The following is an 18,724-nucleotide window of genomic DNA, read 5'->3' as shown; positions in this document are numbered from 1 at the left end:
AGACACACCGCGCAGTATAATTGGAGCGATAAGTGTACACTCGTGACGTACAGCTCCAGATTGTCCATTTTCTCCAATAGGTCGATAGAACAGAGGAAAATGCACTATACTGGAAACAGAGAAACACTGCTGTGTGTACGTGGCATCACAGTCTCACGAATCACAGTCTCACGGCATCTCTGGACCTGCCTTTTCCAGCATCAAGTGTGCAAAGGCGTGACAAGATGGCAACTCTGTCAGAAGCGACAATCCTGCTTGTCGACGACGAACAATCCATTGTGGACATGCTTAAAGTTGTGCTCGCAAAAGAAGGCTTCACATCAGTACATGTTGCCCATAGCGGTAATCGGGCACTAGAATTGTGTGACTTGACCCATCCGGACATTGTTGTGCTGGATGTAATGCTCCCTGATATGGAAGGCTTTCTCGTCGCGCAAAAGCTGCGTGAAATCACAGACTCTCCGATTCTCTTTCTGACGGCCCGCAGTTCCGATTTGGACAAATTAATGGGATTCGGAATGGGCGGAGACGACTATATTACAAAGCCCTTCAATCCACTTGAAGTTGTAGCGCGGCTCAAGGCGCATCTGCGCCGCCGCCTTTCCCCCGACAGCCCAGGTGAGCGAACGTTCATACCGACAGACCATACCTCCGCGGCCACGAAAGATGACAAGGTTCTTGACTTGGGGCGGTTCCAAATTCACGAACACGCTGCGCGCCTTGTGGTCAATGGACGAGATGTCGACTGCCCTGCAAAAGAGTTCCAGTTGCTTGTATTTCTTTGCAAACACCCTAATTATGTATTCAGCCGCAACGAATTTTACGAAGTGGTTTGGGGTGCAGACAGTCTTGGTGATGACAGCACCGTTATGGTACATATTCGTAGGTTGAGAGAAAAGATTGAAGCCAACCCAGGCAACCCTTCATACATTGTTACGGTTCGAGGTTTAGGATACAAGCTTGTTTATCCCCCCCAAAAAGCGAAAGTCACACTTGAATCCGGTGACCATCTATGAACCTGAAGACTCGACTGACGATGAGATTCCTATTGCAACTCGGACTGCTTGTGGTATTGCAGAGCGTCGTCTACATTGGAATAATGGTCGCTGCGAGGCGAGCAACCATCGACTTTTCATCCAAGGAACGAGTTACTGCTGCGTCGATTTTGGAGCATATTCCGAAGTACACAACCCTAACTGGCAGTACCGTCAGCATTGCGCCAACCGTATTGAGCAAAGTCGCTCACGCCGGTGATTGGTTGCAAGTCCTTGATGGAAACGGCCGACAAATATATGCTTACCGCGTTCCCAACAACATTCCTACTCACTATAGTCCAGGGTACCTGGTCTACGAACACAGCAAATCCGACTTGGGCTACACACTCCACACGTGGTATGCAGAGCTGAACGGACAATCCATCACGTGGATTGTTGGAGAGAAGGCCAAATCATATTCAGGAGTATCTCTGCTTCAACTCATCCTCGCGTTTGGATTATCCCTAGTCGGCCTGCCGCTGCTCGTGGCACTCTTGTTTGGCCGGCGCCTCGGCGCTCCCTTGCTGCACATGATGTCATGGCTCCAAGGTCTGGCAACTGGCACATTCGATGAACCCAAGGATACCAGCGGCACTCCGAGAAGCCGCAACGCGTCTGGTAAAATACGCCGCTCTTACCAGGTTTATAGAGAAGTGCTCGCAGCGCTCAACAATTTATCTTTAACCTTGGCCCGAAATGAGGCGGAGTACAGGAAACTTGAGCAAACCCGAGAAGAGTGGATTACAGGCGTATCCCATGACTTAAAGACACCTCTGTCCACGGTCAAAGGGTATGGTGACCTGTTGTCGGCAGTCGACTATAGCTGGACGGAAGCCGAGACGAGAGGGTTTGCCAAGATTGTTTCCGAAAAAGCCGAATACATGGAGAACCTAATCGAAGATTTAAATCTGACGTTCCGGCTAAAGAATGAAGACCTGCCGTTGGAACGTCGCCCTCAAGACATTGTGGAATTTGTCCGAAGGCTCGTTATCCAACTGATAAATACTGAGACCCATGAGCATCAGGAGGTCACTTTCAACAGCTATTCTGATTACCTCATATATCCATTTGATACACATTGGCTTGGCCGAGCTCTCGAGAACCTGCTGTCCAATGCAGTACTCCACAATCCACCTGAAACCAGCGTTAAAGTCCAAGTGAAACCCGTGAACGCCTTTGATTACATCCATTCAGGAGTCAAAATTTCCATCTCGGACAACGGCCGCGGAATGGACGAAGAAACAGTAGAGCACCTATTTGATCGCTATTACCGCGGGACAAATACCAATCCGGAACACAGTAAAAGCAGCGGCTTGGGAACAGCCGTTGCCAAGCAGTTAATTGAGTCACACGGCGGGCAAATTGACGTGCATAGTGTACCGGGCGAGGGCACAAACATTACGATTACTCTGCCGCCGCAAAATGAAATACTTAAAAATTGACTACTTGTTCAGCTGACATCCTTATTCCAACATACCTTCATTGTTATTGAATTGCCACCTTCCTGTTCACAGAAAAGTTTAGCTCCTGTTAAGGAAGCCTTAAACAGTGTGTAAACTTGACCCTCTATCCTTGGATATGAGGTGATTGAGTGTGAGTGAAACTGTGATTCAGACAATGGATCTAACCCGAAAGTACGGGCGCCAGCTCTCTGTAAATAAACTGAATCTGAGTGTGCCCAAAGGCAGTATTTATGGTTTTCTTGGTCCAAACGGTGCTGGGAAAACCACCATTCGCATGTTGCTTGGCCTAATTCGTCCCACTGAGGGCCGTGTGAGACTATTTGATAAGGACTTTCCCAAACACAAACTTGAAGTGCTTTCGCGTGTCGGCTCCTTGGTGGAGAGCCATTGCTGCAGATTGGGTAAAACTTCGAAAAACGTGGATCACATTTCTCGTTTTTCTCGGCCCCTTTGGTGTCATTTTGGTAAACACTCTGCGCTTTACGCTGGGCTACAAGTGGCTTATCCAACAACCGGATAAGTGGGGAGCCGTCATGAACAGTGTCAATGTCGTTCTAATTCCTACACTGGTCCTTGGTATCGCAGTATTGGCATCTATGATGAACAGCATCGAGTACCAAGGACACATGTGGAAGCAGTTCCTAGTACTCCCTGTTCCCCGCTATGTTTTATACCTCAGCAAATTTTTCTGGCTCATCGCGTTTCTTGCCGTTTCTGCAACGCTTGCTGTTGTGGGAACATGGCTGCTCGGACTAGGCCTTGGACTTCCTCGTCAAATACCTTGGGCACTAATTCTAAAGGACGGATTTTACCCATACCTGGCTTCATACGGAATAATCGCTTTCCAACTCTTGCTTTCGACACTCTTTAACAGCCAGGTTTACGCACTCATTGCAGGCGTCGTCGGGTTTATTGCCAGTACAACAACACTTCTGCCAAAGTGGGTTCCCTGGGTATATCCTGCCATCGCTTCACCTGTGTCTCCCCACTATTCAGCCGTGTTTGTCTTATACGGCATTGGCTTCGGAGTACTTGTTGTGAACGTTGGATTGCTTGTGTTTCAACGCCAAGAAATAAAGTAAACCCAATATAGAGTGAATGTAGAAAGGAATCAACTGATGGTGTTTTTACCCGTACTAGGTTCCGAGTGGAGGAAGATACGCTACTCCAGCGTGTGGATCCCGTTACTCATATCCCCGGTTTTGTCCCTGACCACAATTGGGTTCATTCGACGCACACCACATCAGCAAATTACCTGGCACGACGCCTATGGCGTAACAGCAGCCTTCTATGGACTGCTGCTCTTTCCGCTGCTGATTGGTATCTTGACGTCGTTGGTCTGCAGATTTGAACACCTTGCGGGAGGCTGGAAACAGATTCTGGCCTTGCCTGTCCGACGGACCTACATCTACTCCGCCAAATTTACAATTATTATGTTTTTTCTTGCCTTATCCCAAATCCTGATGTTCTTTTCAGTTTTGTTTTCAGGGTCCGTGCTACTGCACATCAATGGACCTGTTCCATGGAGTCTTATGCTGAAAAGTCTCGTTGGCGGTTGGGTGGCCGCAATACCTTTAGCAGCTTTACAATTGTGGGTCTCAACATGGTGGAAAAGCTTTGGTGCTCAATTTGCTGTCAACGTCATTTTTACCATTCCATCACTCATGATTATTAACTCGTCAACATACTCCCCCTATTATCCTTGGGTACAGCCAGCGCTGGCAATGCTCCCGAGCGACAGCGGAAGCGGATGGAATCTCACTCACACAGCCGTTTGGACAGTCATTCTGTCTTCTGTGGTTTTTACTCTTGTTGGGCTGATTCATTTTTCTCGACGGGATGTTCGTGCCTAACCACAGTTACTTGTCATCGTGACTCAATGCTCTGACACTGTTCTCAAGTCCGGTATCATTCAATACCTGCCACACTGCGGTACTGCCAGATGTACGTTTTGCGGTCTTTTTGAGTTCGCCAGCGTACCGGGAAATCACTTCAAAACTCAAATTGTTAGAGGAGGTGACCCGACATTCGAGGACAGACAGAGAGATAGAAATGCCTTGCCTCGACACCGGAACGCCTCGTCTATCCAGACTCTCTTCGCGCTTCAAGTCCGTACGCTTAGGTAAGTCAGGATAAAATCGGGAAACTTCCCTATCAAAGCGCTGGATGACGGTCTGCGTCAAATCCCAAGTATAAACTGTATCTGTCACGAGTAAGAAATCGTCACCGCCAATATGACCGATGAAGCCTTCCCTGTCGCCTGCTTTCCCCAGGGTTTCACGAAGCATTGCAGCAGTAAAGCGAAGCACCATATCGCCATTCAGGAATCCATATTCATCGTTGAACCACTTGAAACCATCGAGATCGGCATAGATTACTGCAAAAGGACGACTTAGGTTGATGCGCCGCTGTATCTCTCCTTCGATACGGCGGTTTCCCGGCAGTCCTGTCAGCGGATTAGCCTCCCTCGCAAGTTCCATCTGCATTTCCGTGATAATATTGAGCACATCTCGAATCGTCAACGCGCCCTTTATCTCAGATCGTTGTGTCACTATCACTAAATCGTAGACCTTATCGCGGTGCCGCTCCATGGCCATCTTAGACACCGCATCAAGTGGTGTCGTCAATTCCACAATGAGTGGTTCTTCATCCATGACATTTGAAATGGCACGATTCCAAAAGAGCGCGTAACCGTATTTAAAAGCCAGCCGCTGAAACAGTTTCTCCCTCATGACCAGCCCAACAGGTTTTCTATCGCTGACCACAGCAACACCTGTCTCATACTCAAACTCGGTAAAGTATTTTACAATTTGCGATACGGGTGTATCTGGAGTCACTTGTTTAATGGGCCGAACGATTGACTCTGCATTCCCATTTCGATGCATATGAACACCCTGCAAATCCCCAGGCCAATTCTCCGCAAATTCGGATGCGAAGTTTATCAGCGAAGGGTTATCATCCTTGTCCCACGTCAAAATCTCACCCTCTTGCAGCTAACTCTCTACCAATCCAGCGCTTTCCACCCCAGAATTCTCTCCATGTCGCTATCTAACTCTACTTCTGTATCTATCTATCTCTATCCATCGATCCGTCGATTCTAACCTTCGTTATTGCGGATATGGTCCTGGTCTGCCTAGAAGAAAGCCCTGACCGCAAGGAATGCCGCAAGCCTCAACACACTCCAGTTCTTCTGGTGTCTCGATGCCTTCAGCAATGACTTCTCCCGAAAAGCCAATGCTAATTTGATGAATTGCTCGTACAATATCTTGTTTCGTACGATCACTCTCAATACCTTGGATGAGCGACATGTCTATCTTTACAAAGTCGGGTTTTACTTGCATCAAAGTGACGAGACCGGAATGTCCGGCTCCCACGTCGTCGATAGCAATCTTGTAACCCTGCTCTTTGTAGTGACGGACGAGTTGCAAGAATGCTTGATAGTCCTCGATTGCGTGATGCTCAGTAATTTCAAACACAATTTGGTTTGGCTGAAGTCCTGTCGCTTTCAGGACAGCCAATGTCTCACCTTGACGAAACGACGGGTCAGCTAGGATATTTGGTGAAATATTCAAAAACAGGCGCTCACACTCCGATATCCGGGCTTCACGAATTGCCGTATTACGGCAGAGCCTTTCCACATCAAGTAACCAGCCGCATCGTTCCGCAGCACTAAACAACGCTTTTGGTGCCTGCAAATCAGATTTATCTGGTCCGCGAACAAGGCCTTCCCAACCAATAATGGTCTTTGCTTTCAGGTCCCAAATTGGTTGGTAGTGAACGGTAACTGCTTTTTCGTTTATGATGTACTGCAGTTGTTCTACTATGGAAAGGGAGACGACTTCAGTGTATCGCCGAGCAATTCGCCCTGCTTGCGTCACAAGCGTAAACAAATCGACTTGTTCTTGGCTCACGCTTTGCACGTCGGATCTTGAGGCGCTCCCGTAACGGAGACTAAGAAGGTCAAAGTTTTCCCGGTGAAGCGCTTCGTGAAACTTGCTTTCCAGGTTTCGAACAAATCTATGGATGATGTCCTCGTGTACACGCCGCACAATATTCCCGCAAAATACAACAGCGAAACTATCATCAAATAAATGGACTGGTTTGAGTTCAGACCAAGGTAAATAACCCTCGAAAAGAATCCCTGTCAACACGCCTTCAAATATTTGCAGCACGTCTTCACAAGCTTTACCGCCATGAAATTGCTCAAATCGGCTAAAACCCACAATGTCGATAAACAAAACTGACTCAACACGAGGATGTGCAGCCTCAAACTGTTTCATGGTGTCTCTGAAGAGACTCGGAATTTTATCTATCAGATCTGGATTTGATACTATTATTTCGTTCACCAACCAATCTTCGAGATCCCTTTTCGCAGCTTCTACAAGTCAACTTACTTTAAAATGACTCACCTGCTGCTCCAACCCTTCCGCCATTTTATTGAGTGAAGCTGCAGAGGAAGCAGTCCTCTCCAGCAGCGATAATTGTTGCCCAGTCGAAAAACTTGCATTTTTCATTCCTCTGGTAGTCGTGTCAATAACCGAAGCCACAGTCTGAATGCCTTCCTGCAGTTGCTCCGCTCCGGCAGTCATTTCCTGTAGACTCGCTGCGACCTCCTCTGTCTGCGCCGACACACCGTGTATCGATTTTGATATATCCGCAAACAAGTTCCCAGTTGAATGAACCTTCGTGATACCGTCAGCAACTTCTTCAAGAGTCCCCTGCACAGATGAAACAGCTTGGCGGGTTTCTCGCTGAATCACATGGATTATCTCTGAAATTTCTTCGGCGGAAGCAGCAGACTGCTGAGCAAGTTTCTTGACTTCCCCTGCTACCACAGCAAAGCCGCGCCCTTGTTCACCAGCCCTTGAAGCCTCAATGGCCGCATTCAGAGCAAGTAGATTTGTTTGACTGGCAATTGAAGTGATAACCCTGATAATTTCGCCGATTGCCGACGATTCATCTCCAAGGCCTTTGATGCTCTGTGCTAGCGCGTCTACAGAATCACGAATCGAATCCATTTGTTGCACAACCGTGTCTACCGACTCATTTCCTCTCATTGAAAGCGCAAAGGCCTGTCCAGCAGACTCTGACATATCCGATGAAGTCCTTGAAATGATGTCTATTTTCTCAGAAATGGCCGTTACGCTTTGAACTATCACTTCAACTTCACTTGCTTGGCGTTCTGCTCCTGCTGCAGCCTCCTGCATAATGGCCGTTACTTGTTCATTCACACTCAGGTTGCTTTTGGAATTTGAGGTCAAGTCTTCAGCAGACGACACTAAGTGCTGAGAGGATGAGTGAACTTCCCGGATAAGTGCACGCAGCGACTCTGTCATGACATTAAAACTCTCTCCGAGTCGTCCCACCTCATCTTGAGACTGTAGTTCTACTCTATTCAATAGATTTCCAGAGGCAATTTTCCGGGAGGCTTCCACTAATTTCTGCAACGGCTTGACAATACGTCGTGCGACAATCCATCCCACCAAGAGCGCTGCAAGAAGAAGCGCCAAACCGACCGCCATAATCTCATTCCTCAAGGTCTGCTCTTGGGTCATTAATCGATTTAGGGGAACCCCTACAAACCACATGCCAATAGCGTTACCCTTATTGTTTACGATGGGTGTGTATGCACCTTCATACACTGTACCTGCAATTCTCACTTTCCCAACTGACTCTTTCTTTTGCTTCAGGACTGCCTGAATTACTTTTGCGGATGGATTAAGAGTCGAGAGGGCTGCTCCGCTTTTGCTCTTGATGCTAGTCGCCACTGGTTGACTCCCAAGGAAAACGGTAACGGCGTCACCCAGTTCTTGACTGACTCGTTGTACGACCCCTGCATTGTTATTTAGTTTAATTCCGCCCTTCCACAGTGTTCCTTTTGAGACATCCCAGCTTCCGTTAAATTGATTATCAAAAAGTGTAAGCCCCAGTTTCACGTCGGAGCCCAGTTTGCTTCGGCTGGATTGAGCAGCCATTTTGTTGACGACATTCAGACTCAGAAAACTCAGGATTAACATCGAGAAAATAGAAATGAGTGCTAGCGAAATCAAGATTTTTGATTGTACCCCAAGGTTTCTTAACGGGTTTTGAAATGTCCTGGTGTTTTTTTCTTGGTTGCCATTGTATTTCCGCATTTTCCATCCTCCCCTATGGAGGATCATATTTTAGAAACGTAAATAAACAATAAATGTTTGCTAAAATTTATGTAAAGACCAATACGTTGTACGTGGATTGGCAAACATCAGAAGCTAAGCGCCGGCAGAAGACACCTTGATGACGTCTTCACTCCCGGGAATAGTCACGTTGACGATAGTTCCAACGCCGACTTGACTAGTGAAATCAATTGTTCCTCTGTGGTCTTTGACAATCTTTTGTGTGACCATGAGCCCCAGTCCCGTGCCCTCTCCCTTCGTCGTAATAAAGGGCTGCCCAAGCTTCCCAAGAATGTCTTCCGGAATACCGCACCCTTCATCCTCAATTTGAATTAAGGCCTTTTGGTGTGATTCTTTGATTCGAATCGTAAGCTTACCGCCATGCGGCATCGCCTCAATTGCATTTTTGATGAGATTTACAAACACCTGTTTCATGGCTGTCTCGACACAGCGGATCAGCGGGTTAGAGTAGTATTCCGTTACAATTTCAACACTTTTTAAGTGAGCCTGTGTCTCAAGCAAAGCCAATACTCCCTGTAGAAGAAATTGAACCTTTCTCTCCTCATAGGTTACAGCCTGAGGTTTGGCAAGCATCAACATTTCTCCGGAAATCAACTCAATGCGACTGAGTTCTCGTTCCATGATGTCGAAGTACTCAAGTTTTGCACCTTCGTAGTCAGACCGCAAGACCTGCAGAAAACCTTTCAAAGATGTCAAGGGGTTGCGAATTTCATGCGCAACCCCTGCAGCCAACTGGCCTACCGCAGACAACTTCTCAGATTGCATGACAAGTTGTTGTGCCTGCCTCCTGTCGGAAGTGTCTCGAATAATCAATTGGACTACGGATTTTCCTTGATACGACAACGGAACGGCAATAACTTCGGTTTCAACAAGTTGTTGCTGCAGGGTCAGCCATTTTATTTCTGTTAAATGGAGCAGTCTCTGTTCAACCAATACTAAACGTGTTTGTTCTTTGCACATCACTCGGTAATCCGGGTGCAAAAAGTCCGCAACGGGCCTCCCAGTAATCTCATCCAAATGCTCTGCACCAAACATTTTCATGCCCGCTTTATTAATATAAATCCACTTGATACCATCGACTACCGCAATGACATTTAAAGAGTTTTCCACAAGCGTACGATAGCGCTCTTCACTTTCCCTTAATTGCACCTCTACTTTTTTTCGTTGTGTAACATCTTTGGCAATGCCTATCATCCTTACCGGCGAACCTCCATCGTCCACAAGCAGCATTCCTTGTGAATGGACGACACGTGTGTCCCCATTTGGCCGCAGAAACCGATATTCAACATCACAGGGCTGGCCAGCTAAAGCGCTTTGCATGGCTGCAAGCACCAAATGCCTGTCCTCCGGATGCACGAAGTTATTTAAAAAGTAATGGGACGACCCCGTTGGCTGCGGGTGCTGCCCGATACGAATTGCACCGTCTGACCAAGTAATTTCATCGTTCACAACATCCCATTCCCATATTCCAATGTTTGCAATGACCTGAGCCTGTGACAACAATTGGTGACTGCGTTTTATCTCAGACTCCATCACCTTTTTGACACTCACATCTTCGAAGTAGACGTATAATCCTTCATCACCGGGAAACGCACGTACGTGAAACCACTTCTTCAGCGGGCGATAATACTCCTCAAATTCAACCGTTTTACGTTCTTCTACAGCCCGGTGATATTCGTCATCAAATGCAGACCCCAGCGCTTCGTGAAACTCGGTCCATATGGACTTCCCAATTAAATCACTACAGTGTCGACCCAGCAGTTCACACGCAAGTTTGTTGAGAAAGGTGAAATTCCAATCCTTGTCCACCGCAAAAAAAGCCTCCGAAAATTGATTTATAAGCTTATGTACGTCAATTTTCCGATTGTCTTGCGACCAGTCAACATCCACCCCGCATTCCCCCCTCTTACCCATGACGTCCGTCAACCTGCAGTCCCCCATTTGATACAAAGCAAACAATATCTCCGGTTCCCCTCCCACTTGCATCAAGCTACTTTCGTAATTCTCTGTCTTCACGACATTCTCCTGCAGTAACACCAGTGCTGCCTAAGCCCAGGCTTCCATCTATTCGGCCGTATACATCGTTGTATGGAACCAGTTCACTGGCTTTGCATTCAAATGGTGAAACTGTCTAAAAAGCCATTACTAAAAAGCAATTACTGATTATTAAGAAAATGTTAAGATTATATTAATTTCACGTAAAGAAAAGGTGTTTTTTCCGCATATACTGTTTTGTATAGAAGCTTTTCTTTTTTTTAAGATCAGACACAGCGTCCATTGGGAGTATCTGCCATACCTGATATAGAGGAGGCAATCATATATGAACAAGTTCATCAGCGTCCTGATTGCGTGTTTGATACTGCTAGTGCCAACGACTCTTACCGTCTCTGCACGGCGTCAAAAACTGATACCTCTGCCCACTCAAAAGACCGAGAACCAGTTGTCTGTCTTTCAACCTTCTCTGAACCAAAACATAGTCATTAAGACAGCGGATTCAACTGTGTCTCCGTCCGATATTCATGACGTGATATTTATACTCCAGAACTACAGTATTCCGGCGCTCAATGCCGATATCAACCACGGTATTAACAAGCCGCTGTACATCCTGCTTTTTAATAGTAGAGACCAGTTCAAAAAGGCTGTTAAAAAATACTTTCCACTCGCGGCGAACACACGAGACGGAATTATACTGAACGGTTTCGCAAATGAGACGACTGCCTTCATACCTATCTACAAATACCGGTATGTCCAAAATGGAGTATCTCACTACGCGAACTCAGAACTAGCAAATTATCTTACTCATGAGTTGACTCATGCCGTCCTAAACGCAGACACGGTTTCCGTTCCTGTGTGGGTCAACGAAGGATTTGCCTGGTACAATGGTATGAATGCAGAAAGTAAGTTCAATCAGTCTCGTTCAAGCCAACTCTCCAATTCTAACTACTACAACTTGGATTACGCTGCCCAAACCAGCGGAATTGCTCCATTAAATCAAAATGAAGCAGAGATATTTAAAGAAACGAAATACAACCTGGAATTTGAAGACTTTGCCGCTGTTTCCGAACTCATTTCCGATTACGGTCTGGCGGCGTTTCAAAAGTTTGTCTTCGCCTCAAGTCAGGAATCTTTTGCGAGTGCGTACAGACAAACCTACCACAGTTCAATAACGGACTACGAACACTTCTTTTACGAATACACCAGTAATGAATAACACCAGTAATGAATAACGAAAGTCGTATGGGCCAGCATCTGGTTCAACAGAAAGAGGAGGTGCAGGCAAAAACGACTCCAGTTTAGGCATAACGGGCTTCAATCAGTCATTGCTGTTCCATCACCATTGCAAGGACTTCTGCACCAATCTGCGGCAGAGGAATAACCTTGTCTACACACCCCAGATTTACTGCCGATTTAGGCATTCCATAGATGACACAGGTGCTTTCCGCCTCGGCAATGGTCACAGCTCCCGACTGTTTTGCTGCCAACATACCCTTTGCACCATCACTTCCCATTCCTGTCATGATTATCAAATGACGGAAAACATCTTTCAGCAACGCCAACGACTCAAACAATATGTCAACAGAGGGGCGGTGCATATTACGCTTTTCAGCTTGGTCTAGTACAATCCGAAATTCTCCGCTTGCATTGACAACTGTCATATGAAAATTGCCGGGAGCAATATAGGCTTTGCCGTTTTGCAAAACCTCATTGTTTTGTGCTTCCACAACTTCCATGTCACACTCATGATTGAGACGGTCAGCAAGAGATTTCGTAAACGTTGGCGGCATATGTTGAACAATGAGGACAGGACAAGGCATTGACTTCGGGAAGCTTCTGAGTACTACATCCAACGCCTTCGGGCCGCCCGTTGATGTCCCTATTGCAACCAATTGGACAACCTGGTGCGATTGCTTAGGTACATCAGCCGTATGAAAACGATTGCCCGTAAGGTTAGAACGGCTGAATTTAATAAGTCGAGACCCCGCAATTGGTAAACTGGTTTGGGCTGCCAACTTAACCTTGGCTACTAACTCCTCTGCAACACCAGCAATATCGTTATACCGATTGTCCGGCTTGGCAATAAAGTCGAATGCGCCACTGTTCAGTGCTTCCAGGGTAGCATCTGCGCCCCTGCTTGTCAGAGAACTCACCATAATGACAGGTTTTGGAGACTCCATCATGATGCGTTTCAACGCGCTGATTCCATCCAGCTCAGGCATCTCTACATCCATGGTTACCACGTCTGGTGAGAGCTGTTGGATACGGCGCAATGCATCGACACCGTTACGCGCGATGCCTGCCACTTGAATGTCGGGATCTGACTCCAACATTTTTGTAATCATCATTCTCATGAACGCTGAGTCATCGACAACAAGAACTCTAATTTTCACTATCCACACCTTCTCCTAGCGTCACACAGTAGTTTTCGAAGAACCTAAGCAAAGTTCTGGTATGACGCGTCAACGAACTGCCTTCGACGTGATTAGACATATTCTTGTGCAAGATTAATACGGTGTCAATCCCAAGCCAAAATGCGTTGTCAAACACTCATTGAATCGATACCATTGTATCTAGTGCGGAACAAATGATAAACACGAATAAAGGAGTTTTCTTGACATGATTGAAAACAAAGTTATTGTAATCACGGGTGCCAGCAGCGGCATCGGACAAGCTGCTGCGGTTCGCTTGGCAAAAGCAGGTGCCAAGGTCGTATTGTCCGCGCGCAGAGTAGACCGACTCGAAGAGACAGTGCGAAAAATAGTGAATGAAGGCGGACATGCAACACAGTTTGCAGTTGACGTTACAGCGAAAGACGATGTTCAGTCTTTAGCAGATTTTGCTGTGAAAACCTACGGAACTGTTGACGTGTGGATAAACAATGCCGGTTTGATGCCGCTTTCTTTTCTGAATAAGAGAAAGCTTTCTGAGTGGGATCAAATGATTGACGTCAACATAAAAGGGGTTCTTTACGGCATTGCAGCTGCACTACCCATTATGGAACAACAAAATAGCGGCCATATCATTAATGTCTCTTCCGTCGCGGGCCACCGAGTTGGCATGGGCGGAGCAGTGTACAGTGGAACCAAATTTGCTGTCCGCGCCATTACAGAAGGGCTACGGATGGAACTATCCTCAAGTTCAAACATACGAGCGACCATTATATCACCCGGTATGGTTGAAACCGAACTGCTGTCGACCATCACGGATGAAGACGCTCTTTCTGCATTAAAATCACGGGCTGCTTCAGAAGCACTTCAATCCGCTGATATTGCCGAGGCAATCCTGTATGCGATTGACCAACCGCAACGAACTTCAGTCAATGAAATTCTTATCCGCCCGACAAAACAGCAGTCCTAACAGTCTGGCACAATACGTGAAGGGATGGCCATGCACCTTAGCTTTAGAACTCTCTCAGCTCCGGTTCATGTCTTTCCCTTTACGCATTTGCGACGCTATAAGTGTATCATCCTCCTGAATAGCAACAAGAGTATACCCAGACATGGAACAACGGGCAGGAACACAAGGACTTTAAACTGCTAGCTCGCAACCGTCTTTGTTTTCCCACCTTCAAATACGTATTTTACCTTCTTCTTGTTGACCGTCGTCTCTAGAGACACAGCGTCACCCCAGAGCCGAGCCACATGAGGAAGAGTCTTTTGAATATACTTTTCGTCCAGCTCAACACCTTCGTATAAATGCATCAGTTCCAGAGTTCCTTTTGCCCGTGTTTGGTCCGCATTCACGCGAAGTACAGGAAAACCGCCGTGAACGCGCTCATTTAACAAGACTTGTGAAATCACCTTTACGTCCTTTTCAACGACAACCCATTCACTGTGTTGTTGCTCATACAGATACAAATCGCATCTGTCCACAATCTCCTGCGTCAGGTAATTACGAAGAAAACCGCTGTCTGAATCAGATTCTCGCACAATAAACATCTCTTCCTTGCCATACCGGCGCTCGATATCCTCCCAGATAGCCAGTCCTACGTTGTAGGGATTCAGTTGAAAACGATTGGGTTGAGTAACTTGAGCTGTCATTTTCGCAAACTCAATGGCGTCTTCACCGGACAGGTCCATGGTTTGCATAAACTTCGTGTGCCAGTATGTGGCCCACCCTTCATTCATAATTTTCGTCTCGATTTGCGGCCAAAAATAGAGCATCTCTTCGCGAACACTGGCAATGACGTCTCGTTCCCAGTCCTCCAGGCCCTTCGCCTTTGCCATTAAAAACAGCAGCAAGTCTTGAGACAAGTCCACCGATAAATTCACTAATGAGTTTGCATCGACTTGTCTGGGACCTATTTTTGCTCCTCCCTGCTCTGAAAGATAGTAGAAAGATGGATCGACGTGCTCGGCAATGGCAAGGACACTGTCCAGAAGTGCTTCAACGCGGTTTACACCGTAGCGCTGCTCGTAGCTTTCAAAACGCTCTGCAGTCGCCGCCATGGTTTCGACCATCTGTCGATTGGAATGACGAAATCGACCATTGTTTCGGAAAAAATCCGAATGACCCAGAACGTGAGCCACAATCATTTCGTTTTGAAGAATTGTGTTGCTGTCGAGAAAAAATGCATAGCAAGGATCGCTGTTGACAACCAGCTCGTATATTCTTGACATTCCATAGTCAAAGCCAATTTTTTGTCTGTGATAGTGCTTCCCGAAGCTCCAGTGTACAAATCGGGTTGGCATGCCAAAGCCGGCAATACTGTAGACAACGTCCGCAGGACAGATTTCATAGCGCATAGGAAATGGTGACAAGCCCCATTTTCCAGCCTGTTCTTCCATCCACTGTGCCGTTCTTTCAAATCGCTCATAGTCTGCCGGTCTCATATGCCTTCGACCCCCTCTGTGCTTTCAGAAGAGTCCGCCGATCTAAAGAAGCGGGATAAGGCTTCCAAGACACCTTCCTTGGATGAAACCCGAACCTGGCGGAAAACAGGACTAGCAAGGGCACCAAGTACTCTCGAGAGACTCGAATGATAGTGATGAGATTGAATTTCAAGGTAGCCTACCATGGAAGAACGTTGACACAGGGTTTCAATCATTTCGAATACGAGCTTGTTGTCGCTGCTCATATTGTCGCCGTCACTCACGTGCATTGGGTAGATGTTCCACGAGGCTGCCGGGTACTCGGTCTCTATCAGTTGAAGTGCTAATTCGTAGACGGAAGAACACTTGGTTCCTCCGCTTTCCCGGAGCCGGTAGAAGTCTTCTGCAGCTACATCTGCGGCCTCGATGTGATGGACCAAATAGCGAATTTCAACCTGTGGGTAATGCTTGTTCAGGAATCGCTCCATCCAAAAGAAAAATGTACGAGCCACATACTTCTCGAACTCACCCATACTAGCCGAAATATCCATCATTGCAAGAATAACAGCCCCAGTTTGCGGCTCATCTTTTTCATCATACGTCTTAAAACGCAAGTCCTCCTGGCTAATTTGAAACGCCGATTGCTTTCTGACGCTCCGTTTCAGCGCTTCGATGAAGGTGCGCTTTCTATCCAAATTGCTCTGAATACCCCGCGTGCGAACGTCTGTCCACTCCTCGGCTGAGACTCGGGTTGTCTGTTTCGGCTTTGGCTTTAAATTGGGCAGTTCAAGATTTGCAAACAGAATGGCTTCGATTTCGTCCAGTGTCACCTCGGCTTCAAATACGCGCTCACCCGGCCCATCACCTGGCTCGTCTGCATTTCTCTTTTGGTCATCGGCTTGTCCTATCACTTGCCCTTTCTCTGCTTCCCCCTGGCCAATGTGCTGTTGTTTGGAGCGGTTAAACTGAAAGTGGGGTTCATCCATGGAGTGAATTGGAATGTGAACCACCTGATGACCGTCCTGCACAATCAATCCTTCATTAGTGATGACATCCTTTAGATTTTCTCGGATAGCCGCCTTGACTTTATTCTTGTGCCGTGCCTGTGCCTGCTGGCCCTTACGGTGCAGTGTCCAGTCATCCCTCGATACTGTGGCCATCCTTCTCACCTCCTACCGGCTTAAAAGACTACCAACGTATGTCAACGTTTCATTCGCGCAGACCGGACAGTAGCCATGATTGTTGACCAGTGTGTCCAGTACTTGATTCATGCGTTTTAACTGGTCCGGATCTGGATTTTTCACACTGGCGGTAATCTTGATAACATCCTTGAGGTCAGCGAACAGTTTCTTCTCAATAGCCTCTTTCAAGCGTTCGTGCGAGTCGTACGTGAAGGACTTCCCGCGCCGTGCGTAGCTGGAGATGCGAATCAGCAGTTCTTCTCGGAACTGGCGCTTTGCGTTGTCTGTGATGCCAATTTGTTCTTCGATGGAGCGCATCAAGTGTTCATTTGGTTCAACCGTCTCATCTGTAATCGGGTCGTGGAGCGTCTGTCTGTTGCAGAAGGCTTCAATGTGATCCAGATAGTTGTTAAACATGGTTTGCGCAGACTGCTCATAGGAATACACAAACGCTCGCTGAACTTCCTTTTTAGCCAAATCATCGTATTCTCGGCGTGCCATAGCAATAAGGTTCAGCAACTGTTCCTTATCTTCTTTACTGATGCTGGTGTGCTGGTTCAGTCCGTCTTTTAGTCCGCGCAGAATATCTAACGGATGAATGCAAACGGCATTATTTTTCACCAATGTGCTGGAAATTCGATTCATAACATAACGCGGGTCAATTCCATTCATTCCCTCATCGGAAAACTCAGCCTTCAGTTCCTTCACATCAATCTCACTACTGTCGTGAAGGTCACCGTCATACAGATGCAGTTTTTTCATGAGTTCTGCTTTGGCAGAAGGCTTGAGGCGGGACAACACTGTAAAGGTGGCAGCGGTCATGAGGCCGTGAGGCGCAAGGTGAACGTCTTTCAAATCGCTTTGCTGAATGAGCTTTTCATAAATCGAGACCTCGTCCGATACTCGTAAAGAATAGGGTACCGGCATGACAATCATCCTGGAGTGCAATGCCTCATTCTTTTTATTGGAAATGAAGGCCTGATACTCTGTTTCATTGGTGTGAGCAATCACCACTTCGTCCGCGCTAATCAGCGCAAATCTCCCTGCCTTGAAGTTGCCCTCCTGCGTCAGGCTCAACAGGTGGTATAAAAACTTGGTGTCAATCTTCAGCATCTCCTGCATCTCAAGAATACCGCGGTTTGCTTTATTCAGTTCACCGTCAAAGCGAAAAGCACGGGGGTCTGATTCCGAACCGTATTGTGCTAAGGTAGCGAGATCGACACTACCAGTGAGGTCTGCAATGTCTTGTGATTTCGGGTCTGACGGACTGAACGTACCAATTCCGACACGGTTTGCTTCACTAAACAGGATGCGCTCAACAGGAACTTGTGTGGGGTCATTTCCATAAGTGTATTCTAGATGGAAGCGGCAGACAGGACACAACTCTCCTTCAACTTTAATACTCAGTTCGTCCTCAAAGTCTTTACGCATAGGTGTGGGAATCAGATGCAGAGGCTCCTCCTGCATTGGACATCCTTTGATTGCGTACATGGCACCTCTGTCTGTTCGACTGTATTCCTCAAGACCGCGCTTCAAAAGTGCCACCAAACTGGATTTTCCCCCACTGACAGGTCCCATCAAGAGCAAAATCCGTTTGCGCACATCAAGTCTGCGTGCCGCAGAATGAAAGTATTCTTCAACCAAGTGTTCAAGGGCCGTATCTATCCCAAAAATCTCATTGTCAAAGAAGTGGTAGACTTTGTGCCCGTTCACTTCTTCAATACCAGCTGCCGCAATCATGTCATAGACGCGTGCGTGGGCGGAATTCGAGACAGTTGGATACTCTTTGACAATCTGGAGGTAATCTTCAAACCGACCTTCCCATTTTAACTTGTTCTCTGCCTGTGTATAAGACTTCAACCGATTTGCCATGTCAATCACGATAACCGCCTCCCTCAGTTTGATTCTCTAAGCCACTAGAGCGAACAAGCAGAATTTTAGGTGATAGTAAAGCTTCCGACTTGAAGGGAGAATTAAGGGAAGAATTGAAGCAAGGACACGAAAAGAGCAAATCTATTCTTTTTTATCAAACACATCAGAATTATCAGTCTATTTAAATCTAGT

Annotated in this window: 14 protein-coding genes and 1 pseudogene; 7 read left to right on the top strand and 8 right to left on the bottom strand. The window is 46.9% G+C overall.

Annotated elements, in window-relative coordinates; translation table 11 throughout:
• Positions 1–233: 233 nt before the first annotated feature.
• From GI364_RS06280 to GI364_RS06260, 5 genes and pseudogenes are all read left to right on the top strand, one after another.
• Entirely contained in the window at positions 234–1,016 is a 783-nt protein-coding gene (locus GI364_RS06280; RefSeq protein ID WP_198853877.1) for a response regulator transcription factor, read from the top strand.
• The gene (locus GI364_RS06275; protein WP_198852817.1) at positions 1,013–2,476 is read left to right on the top strand and encodes a sensor histidine kinase; all 1,464 of its coding nucleotides are present in this window, start codon (positions 1,013–1,015) and stop codon (positions 2,474–2,476) included. Before GI364_RS06280 ends, GI364_RS06275 begins: the two co-directional genes overlap by 4 nt.
• 175 nt (positions 2,477–2,651) lie before the next feature.
• Positions 2,652–2,825 (top strand): annotated as a pseudogene (locus GI364_RS06270) (ATP-binding cassette domain-containing protein); the annotation flags it as partial.
• Between the two features lie 34 nt (positions 2,826–2,859).
• On the top strand, positions 2,860–3,579 hold the full coding sequence (locus tag GI364_RS06265; protein WP_198852816.1) for an ABC transporter permease: 720 nt from the start codon (positions 2,860–2,862) through the stop codon (positions 3,577–3,579).
• Between the two features lie 36 nt (positions 3,580–3,615).
• A complete protein-coding gene (locus GI364_RS06260) occupies positions 3,616–4,350 on the top strand; it encodes an ABC transporter permease (RefSeq protein WP_198852815.1) in 735 nt (244 codons plus the stop codon).
• Positions 4,351–4,356: 6 nt separating this feature from the next.
• On the opposite strand, the gene GI364_RS06255 is transcribed toward GI364_RS06260, so the two are convergent.
• The 4 genes from GI364_RS06255 to GI364_RS06240 form a co-directional block, all read right to left on the bottom strand.
• The gene (locus GI364_RS06255) at positions 4,357–5,472 is read right to left on the bottom strand and encodes a diguanylate cyclase domain-containing protein (RefSeq protein WP_198852814.1); all 1,116 of its coding nucleotides are present in this window, start codon (positions 5,470–5,472) and stop codon (positions 4,357–4,359) included.
• Positions 5,473–5,604: 132 nt separating this feature from the next.
• Complete coding sequence (locus GI364_RS06250; RefSeq protein WP_198852813.1) at positions 5,605–6,843, bottom strand: EAL domain-containing protein; 1,239 nt, start codon at positions 6,841–6,843, stop codon at positions 5,605–5,607.
• 39 nt (positions 6,844–6,882) lie between these two features.
• A complete protein-coding gene (locus GI364_RS06245) occupies positions 6,883–8,631 on the bottom strand; it encodes a methyl-accepting chemotaxis protein (protein WP_198852812.1) in 1,749 nt (582 codons plus the stop codon).
• Positions 8,632–8,745: 114 nt separating this feature from the next.
• A complete protein-coding gene (locus GI364_RS06240) occupies positions 8,746–10,686 on the bottom strand; it encodes a PAS domain-containing protein (RefSeq protein ID WP_198852811.1) in 1,941 nt (646 codons plus the stop codon).
• A 304-nt stretch (positions 10,687–10,990) separates the two neighbouring features.
• On the opposite strand from GI364_RS06240, the gene GI364_RS06235 reads away from it, so the two are divergent.
• Positions 10,991–11,881 (top strand): gluzincin family metallopeptidase, encoded by an 891-nt coding sequence (locus GI364_RS06235; RefSeq protein ID WP_198852810.1) that lies wholly within the window; start codon positions 10,991–10,993, stop codon positions 11,879–11,881.
• A gap of 106 nt (positions 11,882–11,987) precedes the next feature.
• On the opposite strand, the gene GI364_RS06230 is transcribed toward GI364_RS06235, so the two are convergent.
• On the bottom strand, positions 11,988–13,058 hold the full coding sequence (locus GI364_RS06230; protein ID WP_370541832.1) for a protein-glutamate methylesterase/protein-glutamine glutaminase: 1,071 nt from the start codon (positions 13,056–13,058) through the stop codon (positions 11,988–11,990).
• 226 nt (positions 13,059–13,284) lie between these two features.
• Here GI364_RS06230 and GI364_RS06225 point away from each other — a divergent pair, with 226 nt between their 5' ends.
• Positions 13,285–14,025, top strand: coding sequence for an SDR family oxidoreductase (locus tag GI364_RS06225; RefSeq protein WP_198852809.1), 741 nt, complete (start codon positions 13,285–13,287; stop codon positions 14,023–14,025).
• Between the two features lie 179 nt (positions 14,026–14,204).
• Here the strand turns inward: GI364_RS06225 and GI364_RS06220 are convergent, their stop codons facing one another.
• The 3 genes from GI364_RS06220 to GI364_RS06210 are packed head-to-tail and all read right to left on the bottom strand — an operon-like array spanning position 14,205 to position 18,538.
• Positions 14,205–15,500 (bottom strand): SpoVR family protein, encoded by a 1,296-nt coding sequence (locus GI364_RS06220; protein WP_198852808.1) that lies wholly within the window; start codon positions 15,498–15,500, stop codon positions 14,205–14,207.
• On the bottom strand, positions 15,497–16,639 hold the full coding sequence (locus tag GI364_RS06215) for a YeaH/YhbH family protein (RefSeq protein ID WP_198852807.1): 1,143 nt from the start codon (positions 16,637–16,639) through the stop codon (positions 15,497–15,499). Before GI364_RS06215 ends, GI364_RS06220 begins: the two co-directional genes overlap by 4 nt.
• Before the next feature lie 12 nt (positions 16,640–16,651).
• Entirely contained in the window at positions 16,652–18,538 is a 1,887-nt protein-coding gene (locus tag GI364_RS06210) for a PrkA family serine protein kinase (RefSeq protein ID WP_198853875.1), read from the bottom strand.
• Positions 18,539–18,724 lie beyond the last annotated feature (186 nt).

Origin of the sequence: Alicyclobacillus sp. SO9 (assembly GCF_016406125.1) — a bacterium.
GTDB lineage: Bacteria > Bacillota > Bacilli > Alicyclobacillales > Alicyclobacillaceae > SO9.
This window is presented reverse-complemented; position numbering and strand designations above follow the sequence as displayed.